Annotated in this window: 18 protein-coding genes; 7 read left to right on the plus strand and 11 right to left on the minus strand. The window is 38.4% G+C overall.

Annotated features, from left to right (window positions below; translation table 11 throughout):
- Positions 1-722 precede the first annotated feature (722 nt).
- Positions 723-1,262, plus strand: a complete 540-nt coding sequence (locus tag B6A32_RS17860; protein WP_085306281.1) for a gamma carbonic anhydrase family protein — start codon at positions 723-725, stop codon at positions 1,260-1,262.
- A 13-nt stretch (positions 1,263-1,275) separates the two neighbouring features.
- Here the strand turns inward: B6A32_RS17860 and B6A32_RS17865 are convergent, their stop codons facing one another.
- The 6 genes from B6A32_RS17865 to B6A32_RS17890 all read right to left on the minus strand — a co-directional run bounded on the left by B6A32_RS17865 (position 1,276) and on the right by B6A32_RS17890 (position 6,582).
- Entirely contained in the window at positions 1,276-1,509 is a 234-nt protein-coding gene (locus B6A32_RS17865; protein WP_085306282.1) for a hypothetical protein, read from the minus strand.
- A gap of 24 nt (positions 1,510-1,533) precedes the next feature.
- Positions 1,534-2,346 carry a shikimate dehydrogenase gene (gene aroE, locus B6A32_RS17870; RefSeq protein WP_085306283.1) on the minus strand — a complete coding sequence of 271 codons (813 nt, stop codon included), beginning with the start codon at positions 2,344-2,346 and terminating at the stop codon, positions 1,534-1,536.
- A gap of 117 nt (positions 2,347-2,463) precedes the next feature.
- Positions 2,464-3,141, minus strand: a complete 678-nt coding sequence (locus B6A32_RS17875) for an OmpW/AlkL family protein (protein ID WP_085306284.1) — start codon at positions 3,139-3,141, stop codon at positions 2,464-2,466.
- 212 nt (positions 3,142-3,353) lie between these two features.
- A complete protein-coding gene (gene hemF / locus B6A32_RS17880; protein ID WP_085306285.1) occupies positions 3,354-4,262 on the minus strand; it encodes an oxygen-dependent coproporphyrinogen oxidase in 909 nt (302 codons plus the stop codon).
- A complete protein-coding gene (locus B6A32_RS17885; RefSeq protein WP_085306286.1) occupies positions 4,259-4,804 on the minus strand; it encodes a Sua5/YciO/YrdC/YwlC family protein in 546 nt (181 codons plus the stop codon). The genes hemF and B6A32_RS17885 overlap by 4 nt, the downstream gene beginning before the upstream one ends.
- Positions 4,805-4,950: 146 nt before the next feature.
- Entirely contained in the window at positions 4,951-6,582 is a 1,632-nt protein-coding gene (locus B6A32_RS17890) for an acyl-CoA synthetase (RefSeq protein WP_085306287.1), read from the minus strand.
- Between the two features lie 396 nt (positions 6,583-6,978).
- Between B6A32_RS17890 and purE the strand changes: the two genes are divergently transcribed.
- Complete coding sequence (gene purE, locus B6A32_RS17895; RefSeq protein WP_085306288.1) at positions 6,979-7,461, plus strand: 5-(carboxyamino)imidazole ribonucleotide mutase; 483 nt, start codon at positions 6,979-6,981, stop codon at positions 7,459-7,461.
- A gap of 10 nt (positions 7,462-7,471) precedes the next feature.
- Entirely contained in the window at positions 7,472-8,626 is a 1,155-nt protein-coding gene (locus B6A32_RS17900; RefSeq protein ID WP_085306289.1) for a 5-(carboxyamino)imidazole ribonucleotide synthase, read from the plus strand.
- Between the two features lie 52 nt (positions 8,627-8,678).
- Here the strand turns inward: B6A32_RS17900 and B6A32_RS17905 are convergent, their stop codons facing one another.
- From B6A32_RS17905 to B6A32_RS17920, 4 genes are all read right to left on the minus strand, one after another.
- Complete coding sequence (locus tag B6A32_RS17905) at positions 8,679-9,254, minus strand: DNA topoisomerase family protein (protein WP_085306290.1); 576 nt, start codon at positions 9,252-9,254, stop codon at positions 8,679-8,681.
- 95 nt (positions 9,255-9,349) lie between these two features.
- Entirely contained in the window at positions 9,350-9,823 is a 474-nt protein-coding gene (locus B6A32_RS17910; RefSeq protein ID WP_085306291.1) for a DUF494 family protein, read from the minus strand.
- A 2-nt stretch (positions 9,824-9,825) separates the two neighbouring features.
- Complete coding sequence (gene dprA, locus B6A32_RS17915; protein ID WP_233131468.1) at positions 9,826-10,986, minus strand: DNA-processing protein DprA; 1,161 nt, start codon at positions 10,984-10,986, stop codon at positions 9,826-9,828.
- Positions 10,987-11,018: 32 nt separating this feature from the next.
- Positions 11,019-12,107 (minus strand): LysM peptidoglycan-binding domain-containing protein, encoded by a 1,089-nt coding sequence (locus tag B6A32_RS17920; RefSeq protein ID WP_085306292.1) that lies wholly within the window; start codon positions 12,105-12,107, stop codon positions 11,019-11,021.
- Between the two features lie 116 nt (positions 12,108-12,223).
- Between B6A32_RS17920 and def the strand changes: the two genes are divergently transcribed.
- The 4 genes from def to trkA are packed head-to-tail and all read left to right on the plus strand — an operon-like array spanning position 12,224 to position 16,502.
- Positions 12,224-12,739 carry a peptide deformylase gene (gene def, locus B6A32_RS17925; RefSeq protein ID WP_085306293.1) on the plus strand — a complete coding sequence of 172 codons (516 nt, stop codon included), beginning with the start codon at positions 12,224-12,226 and terminating at the stop codon, positions 12,737-12,739.
- Positions 12,740-12,789: 50 nt separating this feature from the next.
- Entirely contained in the window at positions 12,790-13,791 is a 1,002-nt protein-coding gene (gene fmt, locus B6A32_RS17930; protein ID WP_085306294.1) for a methionyl-tRNA formyltransferase, read from the plus strand.
- A 2-nt stretch (positions 13,792-13,793) separates the two neighbouring features.
- Positions 13,794-15,110, plus strand: coding sequence for a 16S rRNA (cytosine(967)-C(5))-methyltransferase RsmB (rsmB, locus tag B6A32_RS17935; protein WP_085306295.1), 1,317 nt, complete (start codon positions 13,794-13,796; stop codon positions 15,108-15,110).
- 12 nt (positions 15,111-15,122) lie between these two features.
- Complete coding sequence (gene trkA / locus B6A32_RS17940; protein ID WP_085306296.1) at positions 15,123-16,502, plus strand: Trk system potassium transporter TrkA; 1,380 nt, start codon at positions 15,123-15,125, stop codon at positions 16,500-16,502.
- 43 nt (positions 16,503-16,545) lie between these two features.
- Here trkA and B6A32_RS17945 read toward each other — a convergent pair whose 3' ends face one another.
- On the minus strand, positions 16,546-18,012 hold the full coding sequence (locus tag B6A32_RS17945; protein ID WP_085306297.1) for a TrkH family potassium uptake protein: 1,467 nt from the start codon (positions 18,010-18,012) through the stop codon (positions 16,546-16,548).
- Between the last annotated feature and the right edge of the window lie 7 nt (positions 18,013-18,019).

Here is an 18,019-nt window from a genome sequence, read left to right on the forward strand (position 1 = left end):
TCTGCTCAATGAATTCTGTCGTGTTACTTAATCCCGACTAGGAACTAAGTAACTACATAAAACGTATTATTTAAATCCGAAGACCTAAATGATACTTATTTTGTGTGACATCATATTAAGCTGTTTTTTGTTACCCGAAGGTAACTATGTAAAATCAACGTTAATGTGAGTGTCCACACAAATTGCATGATAACTAATTGTTAAAGAACGTTAACTCTAAGAGTTAACAATTAAACATCTCATTCGTGTTTAACTTGCTGCTGCAGGCCTTGCCTGAAGCGAGATGCGCATTCTACGCAACTCTGTTTCAATGTCAACGTTTTATTTGAATTTATTTTAAAAGTTTTTAAAACTTTCAAAACGAACCTTTAAAACGTTAAGTTAACTAATTTAGCCTAAACCGCGCTAGATAACTCATTAAAACAACCTCTTCGACTTGTCCCGAAGAAGTGGAGCGCATTTTAGAGGTTTCTCGCCCCACGTCAACAGTTAAATGCAATTAAATTGCAAAAAGATGTTTGTTTGCTTTTTATTTGTACAAGCCTTACTGCAGTTGAGTTTTTAACGCGCAATACGTTGATTAATTACACGACTTTAACCGTTATTACATAGGCATTGTTGTTATTTATATTTACACGAATAAAACTATTTAGATGAATATCGCTATTTCGTGACTTGTTTTGCTAATATATCTTAATCAGTCATAAGAAAGTCTTTTATATATGAATAATAATTTTCGAAGCTATCGTGGTATTTCGCCTTCATTAGGTAAAGCTGTTTACGTAGATCAGTCTGCTGTTCTTGTTGGAGACATTACTTTAGGTTCAGATACGAGTGTTTGGCCTTTGGTTGCAGCGAGAGGTGATGTTAATAAAATAACTATTGGTGTTAGAACTAACATTCAAGATGGTACAGTTTTGCATGTCACTCGCAAAAGTGAAGGAAATCCTACAGGTAATCCCTTAGTTATAGGTGATGATGTTACTGTAGGCCATAAATGTATGTTACATGGTTGCACTTTAGGTGATCGTATTCTTGTTGGCATGGGCGCTATTATTATGGACGGTGCAATTGTTGAGAGTGATGTTTTTATCGGCGCTGGCAGCTTAGTACCACCAAACAAAACTTTAAAGAGTGGATACTTATATGTAGGTAACCCAGTTAAACAGGTAAAAGAACTAAAAATAAGTGAAGCTAACTTTTTGAAACAGTCTGCCATTAATTATGTTGAATTAAAGGCTGAGTATCTAGCAGGTGCTTAGTTAGCCATTATAGTTATTTCATTTCAATATGAATTTCATCATCTTCTGGCTCATTCTCCTCGAGCCAGAGTTCGGTAAGTTCTTCTAAATCATATTTAGTACAGTTATTTATCTCGGTTAACTGCTTTAGCTGCATTGAATGAAAATATATCGTGATTCTTTGTCCTGACAATTGCCCAGTAAAAGACCAAGCGTCATGCGCTTTGTTAAACTGTAAGTCATCATTAAATATAATAGCTTGGTTCATGTGATTACTTCTCTTTCTTTAGCGTTACACTAATTGTTCTCTTAATGATTTAAGTATAGGTTCTACTTCAGGGTTAATATCGGTCCATAATTGAAAACTTGCTGCCGCCTGCCCTACTAACATGCCTAATCCATCGATAACATGTTCAACACCAAGTAAACGGGCTTGTTGCAGAAATGCGGTCGGCTTTTTACCGTATACCATGTCGTAACATGTATTGGCGTTTTCAATGGTATTATTTGATATGGGTAGGCTATCGCCAGATAAACCGGCAGAAGTCGCATTGATAATAATATCAAACTGCGAGTGTTCGGTATCAGAAAACGTCACCGCTTTAATTGGCTTGTTTGGGTATTGCTCAGCGATTGCCTCGGCTTTGCTTAAGGTTCTATTGGCAATTGTTAATGATTTTGGTGCTTTATCTAATAATGCTTGTACTACTCCTTTTGCTGCTCCACCGGCACCTAACAATAAAATATGGCTATCTTGCAAGATAACTTGATGTCGGAGCAAATCACTTACTAGGCCTATACCATCGGTGGTGTCTCCATAGATAATCCCTTGGGTAAAAATTAAGGTATTAACCGCGCCAGCCAGTTTGGCTTTCTCGCTAAGTTCATCACACATTGCAAATGCTTGCTCTTTGAATGGTGCAGTTACATTAGCGCCTTTACCATTATTCGCAATAAGATTATTTACCGCTTTTTCAAATTGTCCTAATTCGACTAATTCACTTTGATAATTTAATAAGCACTGAGATTGCGCGGCAAAACTTTGATGTATGAAGGGAGATTTAGATTGGGCAATAGGATTGCCAAATACACGATATTGATCCATGAGGTTTCTAGCTTTTTTATAGCATAAGTGTTTAACCTAAGATTAACGCAGTTATGAAAAGATAGAAACATAAAAGCAGTAACACTATTACTGCTTTTTATATCAATTTCGCTTAGTTTAGAATTTATAACCTAACATTAACGAGTAAACCATAGGGTCAATATCTATATTAGCTTTACCGATACTGTTGCCAGCGACATCAAATGTTGCCTCAGTATTAATATCAATATAGCGAATAGAAGCATTTAATGACCACTTTTCATCTAATTGATAATCCGCGCCAATTTGAACTGATAAACCAAATGAGTCATCCAACGCTAAGTTGCTTAATCCTAGTGACTCAGGTCCTGCTGAAAATTCTTCATCAAAGAATACCGTGTAATTTAAGCCAAGACCTGCATACGGTTTAAACGCTGAGTTAGTATCAAAATAATAGAGCGCACTCAATGTTGGAGGTAAATGCTTTATTTGGCCTAAGTTTGCGCCGTCAACGCCAAGCACTGCGTTTTTATCTTGAATGGTAATGTCATGCTCAAAAGGTGTTGCCGCTAGTAATTCAACGGCCCAATTTTTATCGAAAAAATAAACAAAGTTAAGACCAAGTTGGGTGTCGTCACCATTTGTTAAGGTCATAGTTGAATCAGCCCCGCCTAACATAATACTTGATTGCCCATTATCTGGGTTAACCAGTGTTGCACCACCACGAATTATGATGTCACCAGCTTGGTTTGCTAGGGCGAGGGGAGAAAGCGTTATAGCAGAGAAAATTAATCCCTTAATAATTGAAGTTTTCATGAAAGCATTACCTTTTGTAAATATGAAATAAACTATTTGTTCAATAAGGTAATTTTACGACGGGACGATATTTGATAAATTGATCTGGCACAAGGTTTGTTGAAAACCTGTTATAAAAGCGATTGTTTTTTAACTGAACAATAGCTTAATAGTCTAAAATTAAAGCCCAAACAGCAATTTTACTATTTGGGCTTTACATAAAATGATTAACTTTAATTAAGCCAGTCTTGTGGCACTAAGTAAGGTAGTAATGCCGCTTCAGGACTATCGGGATCAGCCTGAAAATTATATTCCCAACGCGCCAACGGTGGCATTGACATTAAAATTGATTCGGTTCTGCCACCTGATTGTAATCCAAATAGTGTTCCGCGATCGAAAACTAAATTAAATTCAACATAACGGCCACGTCGATAAAGCTGAAATTGACGATTGTTTTCATCGTAAGGTGTGTCTTTGCGTTTTTCGATCAAAGGTACATAAGCATCAATGAACCCAGCACCGATGGCCTTCATGAAATCAAAGCATTGAGTAAAGTCCCACTTGTTCAGGTCATCAAAAAATAACCCACCTACACCACGGGTTTCATTGCGATGTTTTAAGTAGAAGTATTCATCGCACCATTTTTTATATTTAGGGTAAACATCATCACCAAAGGGGTCACAGATGTTTTTTGCCGTTTGATGCCAATGCACCACATCTTCTTTAAATGGATAAAAGGGCGTGAGATCAAAACCGCCACCAAACCACCAAACGGGCGCTTCGCCTTCTTTTTCAGCAATAAAAAACCTTACATTTGCGTGTGATGTTGGAATAAAAGGATTTTTGGGATGAATAACTAATGAAACACCACAAGCTTGCCATTTTCGACCGGCTAACTCTGGGCGATGTGCGGTTGCAGATGGTGGTAGTTTATCTCCAGAAACCACAGAAAAATTTACGCCACCTTGCTCAATTACCGAACCATTGGTTAGCACACGCGTTCTACCACCGCCGCCTTCTTCACGTACCCAGTTATCTTCAACAAACTTACCGCTACCATCAGCTGCTTCTAAAGAAGCACATATTTGGTCTTGCAAGGATTTTAAAAATTCAATTACAACATTAATATTTATAATGCTCATGAGCGAATAACTTCTCCAGATAATGCATCTATAATAGTAGAAGGCTTTTCATAGCCTAAGGTTTTACCTTTAATAATAAAATCAATTTTAACAGCAAGATCATGAGGGATCTCTTGCCAGGTTTTAGCAGGAGATTGTCCGCTTAAGTTAGCACTGGTTGAAACAATAGGTTTGTTCGTAGCTAAACAAAGCGCTACAACGTCTGGTTGGCTAGTTACACGCACTGCAATCTTATCAAAGCCACCAGTTAATAAAGCAGAGGTATTGATATTTTTAGCCACTAACTGCGTAATACCGTCAGGCCAACGAGACAGCACAGCAAAACGTTTATCTTGTGGTATTTGGTCATCGTCAATATAAGGTAAAAGCTGTGAATAGTTACCAGCAAGCAGAATCAAGCCTTTATCTGCTGAGCGTGATTTAAGCGACAATAGTTTATCAATTGCTTCGCTATTATCCGGATCACAACCTAATCCAAATACAGACTCGGTTGGATAAGCTAAAACCCCACCCTGTTGAAATGTTTCTAATGCTGTAGCCATTGGTTTTATTCTGTAAATAAAGTAAAAATTAATTAACGAGGATTATACGTTCTTTAGACATAAACTACATGCTTAGAAATAAAAAAACGGTATACGCTAATAAAACGTTTACCGTTATGCAGCTCAATTGTCAGTTTGTTGTTAGCTTAAGCCTCAGATAAAGCTTTTACTTTCTGACGTAAAACAAACTTTTGCACTTTACCTGTCGATGTTTTGGGTAAGTCACTAAAAACGATAGTTTTGGGTACTTTAAAACTTGCCATATGGTTACGACAATGCTGTATAACCTCCTCCTCTGATAATGTTTTACCTGGTTTTAAGCCGACAAAAGCACAAGGAGTTTCGCCCCACTTCTCATCTTTTTTCGCGACTACAGCGGCTTCTAAAATAGCTGGGTGCATATAGAGTACGCCTTCTATTTCGACCGATGAAATATTTTCACCGCCTGAGATAATAATATCTTTAGAGCGATCACGAATTTCAATATAACCATCAGAATGCTTAACCGCTAAATCACCGGAATGAAACCAACCTTGGGCAAATGCTTCTTCCGTTGTCGTTGAATTTTTTAAATAGCCTTTCATGGTGGTATTACCACGAAACATAATTTCACCCATGGTTTCCCCATCAGCAGGTACGGGCTTCATGGTGTTTGGATCGAGTACGTCGACATCTTCTTGTGTGGGATAACGTACACCTTGACGCGCTTTTAATGCTGCTCGTTCATCATCACTTTTGTCGTTCCATTCGTCTTTCCATTCGCTAACCACGCATGGACCATAAACTTCTGTTAAACCATAACTTTGGGTGATTTCAATTCCAAGACTCTCAATACCTTTAATTACCGCTGCAGGTGGTGGTGCGCCAGCCGTCATCGCTTTAATATTTTTGGGTAATTTTTCTAGCAGGCTTTTGTCAGCATTTAAAATCATATTGAGTACAATCGGTGCGCCACAAAAGTGACTAACATTATGATCGATCATCGCGTTGACTATCGCACCTACTTCCACTTGTCTTAGGCAAATTTGCGTGCCGCCAACAGCCACTATCGTCCACGGAAAACACCAGCCATTACAGTGAAACATTGGCAAGGTCCAAAGATAGTTTGTTTTGTTATTGGTTGGCCAAATAAAGTTATGGCCTACGGCATTAAGATAAGCGCCACGATGCGAATAAACCACGCCTTTAGGATTACCTGTAGTGCCAGAAGTATAATTTAATGCTAATGCTTGCCACTCATCATGCACAAAAGATTGTGAAAAGTTTTCATCGCCTTGTGCTAGTAGTTCTTGATAGTCCATAGCTCCCAGTCTTTCACCGCTAGGCCCTTCTAGATCATCAATATCTATAACGAGTGGACTGCGTGTTGAAAGTGCTAATGCTTCTTTAACTACACACGAAAAAGCGGTATCTGTTAACAGCACATCACATTCACCATGATCTAAAATAAAAGCAATATTTTTTGCATCTAAACGAATGTTGATAGCATTCAGTACCGCGCCTATTTGCGGTACCGCAAAATGGGCATCAAGAAACTCAGGTATATTTGCCGCCAAAATGCTCACAGTTTGCCCCGGCTTAACACCCATTTTAATTAAGCTTGATGCTAATCTACGAACATTTTTACGATACTGTTGATAAGTAAATTTTTTCTTCCCATGAATAATCGCTACTTTGTCCGGATAAACATCAGCTGTTCTATTTAAAAAATTAATTGGTGTTAATGGCTGACTGTTTGCTGCGACTTTATCTAAACCTTGGTTGTAAATATTACTCATGACTTTCCTCTTTACTTATGGCGGAGACAGATAATCATTATTTTTCAAAGCGTGGAATACAGCTTTGCTTGACTCCATTTAGTTATACTTAGGGCTGCTAAATAAAATTATCATACGCTGAAAATTAAAATAATGAATTATCCTTTGGTCTATATCTAACTCTTTTCAGATGCATGTAGTCAGTTAAGATCAACAGTGCAGTAAATGCCTAGAACAAGGGAAGTAATTTTAATTTATTTAGCATGAAGAGTTTTATAGTATATTCAGAATCGATTTCTCGTTTCAGAAAATTTATAAACACGGTATAATCTGCGCTGAAATTTCACCTAATGTTAACGCCAATTTGCTCGTTATAACGTTAGGCCTCTAATTACATAATCAAAAGGCATATCGCACATGAAAGTTGGAATTATTATGGGTTCAAAATCAGACTGGCCAACCATGCAGCATGCTGCGCAAATGTTAGATTTATTTAATGTTCCTTACGAAACAAAAGTTGTTTCAGCACACAGAACACCACATTTATTAGCGGAATACGCTGAAAGCGCTAGAGATAGAGGCATTACCGTGATTATAGGTGGCGCTGGTGGCGCTGCACATTTACCAGGTATGACAGCAGCTTATACTAGCTTGCCAGTATTAGGTGTGCCTGTTCAATCGAAAGCATTAAGTGGCCAAGACTCATTACTTTCAATTGTACAAATGCCTAAAGGTATTGCCGTTGGAACATTAGCTATTGGTACTGCGGGTGCCGCTAACGCTGGTTTATTAGCTGCTCAAATTATTGGAACCTTTGACTCAACAGTACAAGCAGCAGTTGAAAAATTTAGAACTGAGCAAACACAAACAATTCTTGATAACCCAAACCCTGCTGAATAAGGCCAGTTCAATGAATGTTTTAGTATTAGGTGCCGGACAACTCGCACGTATGATGGCCTTAGCTGTAAAGCCTTTAAATATCAATATACGTGCTTTTGATGTGGGTTCAGGTAATGTTGTTGATCCGCTTTCAACCAACATAATTTTTGGTGATTTAGCACAAGGTATTGAGTTCGCAGACTTTATAACCGCTGAATTTGAACATATTGATCACCAAACTTTGGCTATCTGTCAAGCGTCTGGAAAATTACGTCCTTCAAGCCAAGCAATTAAAGTGGGTGGCGATAGACGTTTAGAAAAAAACTTACTGATAAAATGTAATGTTGCCAATGCTAAACATCAAATTATCGAAACCAAAGCAGACTTTGACCAAGCGTTAGATAATTTATCTTTTCCGTTAATTTTAAAAAGTGCTTTGGCAGGTTATGACGGTAAAGGCCAATGGCGCTTAAAAGACAAGTCGAATGCAGACAGTATTTGGCTCGATATTAAAGCTTTTTTTGATGGTGCAGAGCAAGGCGTTAAACACGCGGTAGTGGCTGAACAAATGGTGCCTTTTGATCGTGAAGTTTCTTTGGTTGGTGCTCGTGATAGCCAAGGGAACACCCTTGTTTATCCGTTAACTGAAAACCATCACACTCAAGGTGTTTTAAGTGTGTCAATTGCTACTCAAATTGATGAAACCTTGCAAGCACAAGCTAAGAAGGTTTTTGATAGTATCGCCAATGAGTTAGATTATATCGGTGTGCTTGCAATAGAGTTTTTTCAAATAGGCGAGCAATTACTAGTAAATGAAATTGCACCTAGAGTACATAATTCAGGACATTGGACTCAACAAGGCGCTGATACGTGCCAGTTTGAAAACCATTTACGCGCGGTTTGTGACTTACCACTTGGTAGTACTGAGCTAGTTCGCCCCTCGGCAATGATCAACATACTCGGTGAAGATGAAGTACCTAATGCTATATTAAATATTGCGAGTACTACTTTACATTGGTATGGCAAAAGTAAGCGTGTTGGCAGAAAAATGGGCCATATTAATGTTTCAGGTAACTCTGAGCAACAGTTAGCAGCACGATTAATGTCATTAGCCGATATTTTGCCTGAAGCCGCATTTGATGAGCTGAAACCTTATGTTGCGGCTTATCAAAATAAAGTAAATTAAAGCGCTATAAAGTCACATAATAAAAAACCAGCAAATTGCTGGTTTTTTATTATCAAACGATTACGTTTTTCTGAAAATGACTACAAGGTTTAGACGCACATTGTAGTTTTTCTCCTGCTGACATTTGCCTCTTCAATAACAAACCAAAGCCACACTTTTCACATTCACCAACAACGGGTTCATGATTAACCACATATTTACATTTTGGATAATGATCACATGAATAGAATGTTTTACCAAAGCGACTGACTTTTGATTGTAAATTACCTTTTTTACATTGTGGGCAGGTAACATTTTGTTGTTCAAGTTCATTGTTATCTTGCGCAACAATATGATGGCAATCAGGGTAATTTGTACAGCCAATAAACATACCGTATCGCCCTTGCTTAACCGCAAGTTCACTGCCGCATTCCGGGCATTCGCTACCAACTAATACTTTATCTTCTACTCGCTCATGTTCGACAACCGCACGTGTATGCTGACAAACAGGGTAAGTAACACAGCCAAAAAACGAACCTGATTTACTGTGTTTTATAACCAGTTTAGCGCCGCAGTCAGGACAAGTTTCATGGGCTTTTTCTAAGGCATGTTCATGACGTGAAAATAATGGTTTTTCGGGATTAGACATAATAGACACCTAAAAAATTAGAAGACTATTATGTCATATATTAAGGTGTTAACTGTAGCGTAATTTTCCAACAAATAGCGCCAGCAAAAAATCACTTAATGCAATGGACCTTCTTGTTCATCAAAAATAAGGTCTTCCATTTGAGAGTAGGCGTTTTCTTTTCCCGGCACATTAAATAGCACCATCAACACTACCCACTTTAAATCATCAATACTAAAGAACTGAGTATCTAACTCCATTACACGATCAATCACCATTTCGCGCGTGGTAAAATCTAATAAATTTACCTGCTCTAAAAACATTAAGAAGCCGCGACACTCTACATCTAAAACTTGGTTTTCTTGTGAGGTATAAATCCTAATTGATTTATTTCCCACTCGTGTTAAATAAGGATAAGCCTCAGTGTCTTGCAAGGCAGCCAATTTTTCTAGCCAAGCAAGTGCTTTATAAATTTCATCTTGGTGAAAACCAGCACGTGTTAATTCATCAGTCAGTAATTCATGGTCTACCATGACATCAGCTTCACTATGAATATAATTTTCAAAAAGATACATCAAGATATCAAACATAACTAGCCCCTATTTAATTTAAGGTAACCTCCTGGTACAGCAGATACCAGCCCCCTAAGTTCAAGTACTGTTAAACGAGTTAGCACTACATCTATAGGTAGTTTACTGCGTGAAACTACTACATCTACCGGTGTAATTTCATATCCCACACTAGCTAACATTGAATCGTTACACAAGTCTTGTTCTTTACTTTTTTCTATCGAAGTATCTTTCTCTTTGTTTCTACTTAAGTTTAGACCGTTTGACGCAATATCTTCAAACTCTTCTACTATATCTTCAAACTCTTCTACTATATCGGCAATACCTTCAACAAGTTTAGCGCCTTGTTTAATTAACCAATGACAACCTTTAGCCTGCAAGTTATAAATCGAGCTTGGCACAGCAAATACCTCTCGTCCTTGTTCTAACGCACAACGTGCTGAGATCAAAGAACCGCTCTTCATTGAAGCTTCAACCACAATAACCCCTAAACTTAATCCGCTAATTAAGCGATTTCTTTTAGGAAAGTGCCCCGCTTTAGGTGCAACGCCGGGAGCAAACTCACTAATAATTAAGCCTTTATTTTCAAGAATATTTTTTTGTAATGCTTTATGTCGAGCCGGATAGATTAAGTCTAAACCGGTTGCAACTACGGCAATCGTAAAACCTTGATTTTGCATAGCACCTAAATGGGCTTGTGCGTCAATACCTAATGCCATACCACTAGTAACCACAAACTGGGCAGTTAGTTCGTTTGCTAATTTGTTGGCTATTTCACGTCCTGAAGCGGTAGCATTGCGGCTACCAACAATAGCCATTTTAGGTAATAACAATAAGTCGGCATTCCCTCGAATGAACAGTACTACAGGGGGATCATAAATTTCTTTTAACAATTTCGGGTATGCTGGTGAGTCAAAGGTCAATATTTGACTTTGACATAGCTCAGTGTCAGTAATTATTTTTGAGAACGCTTGCCAGTCAGGTGATGACACGGCAAGTTGTTGGCGGCTAGTTAAACCAGAAAGGGTTAAATCGACTGATGATGAAAATAAAGCCGTTAAACCATATTTTTCAACTAAAGCAATTTTTTTATGACTGGCTAGCCGTGGAATTGCTTTCACCGCTAACCAGTAATGTGCTGTTGTTAACGCCAATGTTTCATTGTTGTTATTGTTACTTGCCACCTTCTTCTCCTTAAGAGGGGCCAACTTATAGGTTACGGCGCGGTAACTCCATCAAGCACACGAAGAGGCGTTTCAGAATTAAGTATTAATGCCATACTGACCTTATCGTAAACTCTAAATACCATTACCTGCCCTATTGCTTCCGCCGGCATATCGTAATCTGAAAGATTATTGCTAGATAACTTATTCCAGCGTGAAGTATCTTTAGTATATTGTGGACCATTGTCTGTTTCGACTACCGCAGGACTTTTTCGTTTAACTGTAAGTACATCACCAACTTGTAAATTTTGGCTTTGACCTTTATTAATCATTACCACATCAAACTTTGCAAATTCACGCAATTTAGCTAATGAACTAACAATCAACCCGCTTAACTCTTCAGGCGCTGCACGCATGGTAAAAATAGAAGGAAACTGCTGATCTTTATTTACCGGAATAACAAAAGCACCAGAGCGAATTTCACGCGTTGCGCCATCAATATAAATGGTGCTAGGTTGCTTTTTGCTCATATCTCCTGTTTGTGTTGCTTTACCTGTACCAACGAGTTGGATGTTATAACCAAGGTTTTCATTAGTTTCAGGGTCAACAATGGCATCACCTTTATTATAAATACCATAGCTTTGACCAATGGTTAGATCACTATTAATATAAACTTTAAAACCGTCAATGCTCGACTTGTAGCCTTCGTCACTACCAATAATGTAAGGTAGCGCTTCTAATTCAGCTAAACTTTTTACACTATCGTAGCGAATGTACGGTGCAATGGCATGCAATGGCAAAGTACTCACTGGATTTTGATCTTTTAACTGTTTACGAATTTTAGGCGACCATTTAAGTTCAGGCTTACCTTTAACCAACATAGGTTGGCCATTTTCGTCAAAAACGAGTCGTAATTCATCACCAGGATAAATTAAGTGTGGGTTATTTATTTCTGGGTTCAGCCGCCATAATTTAGGCCACAACCACGGTTGTTTGAGAAATACACCTGATATATCCCAAAGAGTATCTCCTTTCTTAACAATATAAGATTTAGGAGCATCTGACTTAATGGTTAGCTCATCAGCCAGTATAGAAACTGACAAAGTTAAACCAAGTATCAACGAAAATATTCTTATTAGCATGTTAATCTGCCTATTATTCTAGGTTTTATCCTAAACCACTATGATTAATTATAATTAATGGCTAAAATTGAAACATAACACTCTATGCGAAATTTCGCGAACTCTTTTGATAAATTATGGCTATTTTACCTGTATTACGATTTCCTGATGAGAGATTAAGAACCAAAGCACAACCCGTAACTGAAGTTAATGATGAAATTCGCACTATTATCAGTAACATGTTTGAAACCATGTATGATGAGAATGGTGTAGGTTTAGCAGCAACTCAAGTTGATATTCACCAAAGAATTGTCGTTATCGATGTTTCTGAAAACAAAGAGCACCCTTATGTGTTAATAAACCCTGTCATCACGCGTAAAAGTGAAAACACACTTATTAATGAAGAAGGTTGTTTATCGGTACCGGGCTGCTATGCAAAAGTTGACCGCAGTGTTGACGTTACCGTGACCGCCCTTGATGAAAATGGTAAAGAGTTTTCTTTAGATGGAGAAGAACTTTTAGCGATATGCATTCAGCATGAGCTAGATCATTTAGATGGTATTTTATTTGTTGATTATTTATCACCACTAAAACGCCAACGTATCAAGAAAAAGCTAGAAAAAGAAGCACGCTTAGATAAAGCAAACGCTTAAGCTTTTTCAAACGTACAACAATTTTACTCAATTGCATTTTGGAAACACCTTTGTCCAACGACTTAACACAACCATTAAATATTATTTTTGCTGGCACACCCGATTTTGCTGCGCAGCACCTCGCAGCACTTATTCAATCGCAACATAATGTCGTTGCGGTTTATTGTCCACCAGATAAACCTGCTGGGCGGGGTAAAAAGCTCACTGCTTGTGCTACCAAGTTATTAGCGTTAGAAAATGATATTCCTGTTCAGCAGCCTGAAAACTTTAAATCTTTAGAGTCACAATTAAACGTAACGGCTTATCAAGCTGATGTAATGGTTGTGGTTGCTTATGGTTTACTTCTGCCAACAGTAATTTTAGAAACCCCAAGGTTAGGTTGTATTAATGTTCATGGTTCTATTCTACCAAAGTGGCGCGGTGCAGCGCCTATTCAGCGCGCATTAGAAGCTGGCGACGCCATAACAGGTGTTACCATAATGCAAATGGATAAAGGCCTAGATACTGGTGATATGATATTAACCGCTACTTGTGACATTACTTCAAATGATACTAGTGCCAGTTTATACACTAAATTAGCAGCTCTTGGTCCAACAGCGTTATTAGAAACGCTAACATTAATGGCTTCAGGTGAATATAAGCGCGAACCTCAAGACAATACATTGGCTACACATGCAGCTAAACTCGATAAAGCAGATGCTGAGTTAAATTGGCAGCAACCTGCACTTGTACTTGATCGCAAAATAAGAGCTTACATTCCGTGGCCTGTTGCACAGTTTACTTTTAATGAAAACGGCACCGAACACCGTATTAGGGTATTGCAAGCAAGTGTTGTAGCGCTTGAACATAAGCAAGCCCCTGGCACTATTATTAGCGTGGATAAGCAAGGTATTGTGGTTGCAACCCATAACAGTGCCCTTAGGCTTGAAACTTTGCAATTACCAGGTAAAAAAGCCTTAGCCGTAGCCGATATACTCAATGGCAAAGCTGAGTGGTTTACTAAAGGCCAATCAATCAATGGCCCAACTCCCCCTCAACAAGAGCTAACTTAATTATGGCCGCTAATCTGAGAGCCCTCGCTGCACGTTGTACCTTTGCTGTTGTTGATAAAGGAAGAAGTTTATCTGACGAGCTACCTCAACAAATTGCAAAAATAGATATTAAAGACAAAGGCCTATTGCAAGAGCTTTGTTATGGCGTATTAAGGCATTTACCAGAACTTGAACATGACGTTCGTGACTTTATTAAAAAACCACTCACGGGCAAACAACGGGTTGGACACTTTTTATTATTGGTCGGCATTTACCAAATAAAATATACCCGCATACCTGATCACGCTGCTTTTAACGAAACAGTTTCAGCCTGTAAGCCTTTAAAGTGTGAGCACTTAAAAGGGGTTATCAACGGTATATTAAGAAATTTTCAACGCCAGCAAAAACAGCTACTCGAGCAAAACATTCAACCCGATACTAGTAAACTACCTGCGGCCGTTGCATTTAACCATCCGTCTTGGTTTATAAAAAAGTTACAACTGAGCTACCCTGAGAGTTGGCAAGATATTCTTAACGCCAATATGGAAAGACCACCTATGTGGTTGCGGGTAAATACCTTACATCATAGTCTTGAGCAGTACTTGCTGTTATTAGCTGACACCGATATTAAACATGCCTATATTGATGAAAAATCATCAGCTATTCGATTAGTAGAAGCTGTAGACGTAAACAAACTCCCTGGGTTTCAACTAGGTTGGGTATCAATTCAAGATGGCGCAGCTCAACAAGCAGCTCACTTACTTGACTGTCAGCCTAACGATAACGTTTTAGATTGCTGCGCGGCTCCTGGTGGAAAAACTTGTCATATTCTAGAATACAGTCCAAAAATTAAAGCCATGACAGCATTGGATATTGAAGCTACTCGGTTACTGCGCGTGCATGAAAATCTTCAACGCTTAAACTTACAGGCTGATGTTATTGCAGGTGATGCTGCTTCTCCTGAAAAATGGTGGGATGGGCAACTGTTTGACCGAATATTGCTAGATGCACCTTGTTCTGCCACTGGTGTAATTCGTCGCCACCCTGATATTAAATGGTTACGCAAAAGCCAAGATATAACCGTGTTAACTGACTTACAGCAAGATATATTAAAAAACATATGGTCTTTACTAAAACCCGGTGGTACTTTGCTATATGCAACATGTAGTATATTGCCTGAAGAAAATAGTCAGCAAGTTCAGCGTTTTATTGATTTAAATCCTGATGCAGAACATATTGCAATTACCGACAACGCGAACGATATAGGTTGGCAAATTTTGACCAATAATAATGCGATGGACGGTTTCTATTACGCTAAATTAGTTAAAAAACAACCATAAAAGCAATCTTAAATGAAAATTATAATTATTGGTGCTGGACAAGTTGGTGGAACATTAGCAGAAAACCTTGTTGGTGAAAAAAACGATATTACGCTTATCGATACCAACAGCGAAACCTTGCGTGAGTTACAAGACAAAATGGATTTACGCGTTGTTGTTGGTCATGGTTCTCATCCTGATATATTAAAACAAGCTGGCGCAGAAGATGCTGAATTAGTTGTTGCCGTAACCAATGACGATGCAATTAATATGATTGCTTGTCAGATTTGTTATTCCCTTTTTAATACCGCCAATAAAATAGCGCGTATTCGATCAAGTAAAATACTTAAGTACCAAGAAGAGCTTTTTCAAAATAAAAACATTCCTGTTGACCATGTTATAGCACCAGAGCAGCTAGTTACCCGCGATATTGCTCGCTTAATAGATTACCCTGGCGCATTACAAGTATTAGAGTTTGCTAATGGCAAAGTAAGTTTAGTTGCTGTGAAGGCTTATTATGGTGGTTTACTGGTAGGGCATGCCCTTTCAACGTTACGTGAGCATATTCCCAATATTGATACCCGGGTTGCCGCGATCTATCGAAATGGTAAACCTATCCGCCCATTAGGCACTACGGTTATTGAAGCCGACGATGAAGTATTTTTTATTGCCGCCTCAATACATATTCGTGCGGTGATGAACGAACTGCAAAAATTAGAAGCACCGTATAAAAAAATTATGATCGCCGGCGGTGGTAATATAGGTTCAGGTTTAGCCCGCTTATTAGAAAAAAATCATCAAGTAAAATTAATTGAGCATTCCGCTAAACGTGCCGCTTATTTAGCATCTGAATTAAACGACACACTGGTTTTTACTGGTGATTCGTCTGATCAAGAACTGCTAATGGAAGAACATATTGATCAATTTGACGTATTTATTGCCGTAACAAACGATGACGAGGCTAATATCATGTCTTCGTTATTAGCTAAACGTTTAGGTGTACGTAAAGCCATGGTACTAATTCAACGAAGTGCTTATATCGACTTGGTACACGGTAGCAATATTGATATCGCTGTTTCTCCTCAACATGCTACCATTTCAGCATTATTGACTCATGTACGTCGTGGTAACATTGATAATGTTTATAGTTTACGTGGCGGTGCGGCTGAAGCGATTGAAATAGTCGCTAAAGGTGACGAAAACTCCTCTAAGGTTATCGGTAAAACTATTCAACAAATAAAATTACCACCAGGAACAACCATAGGCGCAATTGTACGCGATGAAGAAGTGCTAATTGCTCATTCTGACACTAAGATTCAAGCTGAAGATCATGTGGTGTTATTCTTAGTGAATAAACGTTATATCAGTGATGTAGAAGCTTTATTCCAACTTGATGCTATAACTTTTTTCTAATTACACCTCATAGGCTAAAAGGTCTAACATCATAAAGGCTAAATTAAGTTCGCCAAAATGCTGGTGTGAATAATACCAGCAAGGTAAATATCTCTAAGCGTCCGAACAACATAGCAACAATCAATACCCATTTACTAAAGTCCGTGATCTCAGCAAAATTAGCCGCAACCTGTCCCAAACCTGGGCCTAAGTTATTTAAGCATGCTGCCACTGCAGTAAACGCTGAATATTCATCCATACCTGCGGCTAAAAGTAATAACATACAAATTACAAACACAGCGGCATATGCCGAAAAGAAGCCCCAAATAGCTTCAACTACTCGATTAGGTAAAGCCTTTTTACCCAGTTTGATAGTAAAAACAGCCTTAGGGTGCACTAACTTATTTAACTCTCGAACACCTTGTAAATAAAGCAGTACCACTCGAATAACTTTCATTCCGCCACCGGTACTACCAGCACAACCACCAATAAAGCTCGAAAATATTAATAAAATCGGTAGTAATGTTGGCCAGTTGGAAAATGTTGCTTCACCCGCAGAAGTACCTGAAAATCCAGCGGTGGTACTAATTGATACTGCATGAAAAAGTGCTTGCTCAAAGTTTTCGAAACCTGACTGGTAAATATTAAAACTTGCTAGCACCAAAAAACAGATAAGAACCAACACGAGTTGAATACTCAAAAAGGCTTTAAATTCGGAGTCGTAGAAGTAACTGCGTAGCGAGCGACTATTAACTACTGCAAAATGTAATGCAAAATTAACCCCAGCAACTAACAAGAAAAACACACAAATAAAGTTAATTAATGGGCTGTTATAATAGCCAATACTTAAATCATGGGTAGAAAATCCACCTATGGCAATCGTTGAAAACGAGTGACAAATAGCATCAAAAAAACTCATCCCCGCAGCCCAATAACTTAATGCACATGCCGTTGTTAACGACACATAAATAAGCCATAAATGCTTTGCTGTGTCGGCAATACGCGGGGTCATTTTGGAATCTTTTACCGGGCCCGGCGTCTCAGCACGATATAGCTGCATACCACCAATACCTAACATAGGTAAAATAGCGACCGCTAATACGATAATCCCCATACCGCCTAACCACTGCAATTGTTGACGATACCAAAGCACGGCATGTGGCAAACCATCAATTTGCGTTAAAATGGTTGCACCTGTGGTGGTTAATCCAGAAAAAGACTCAAAAAATGCGTCGGCAACCGACAGGTTGGGTTCATCTAATAACATTAATGGTACGGCTGAAAAGCTTGCTAATACAGTCCAAAAGAGCACAACAATTAAAAAGCCTTCTCGTGCTCTTAAGTCACTTTTTTCAGCACGATACGGATACCATGAAAGTAATCCTGCAACTAAACAAAAAACAAAAGACATTAAAAATGAAACACCACCACCGTCTCGATACACCAGAGAAATAAAAGCGGGCGGCAGCATAGTTACGCTCAATAAAGCGACTAGTAATCCTAATATACGGATGATATTTTTAAATTGCACAGTATTT

This window comes from Colwellia polaris (genome assembly GCF_002104515.1).
Lineage (GTDB): Bacteria > Pseudomonadota > Gammaproteobacteria > Enterobacterales > Alteromonadaceae > Cognaticolwellia > Cognaticolwellia polaris.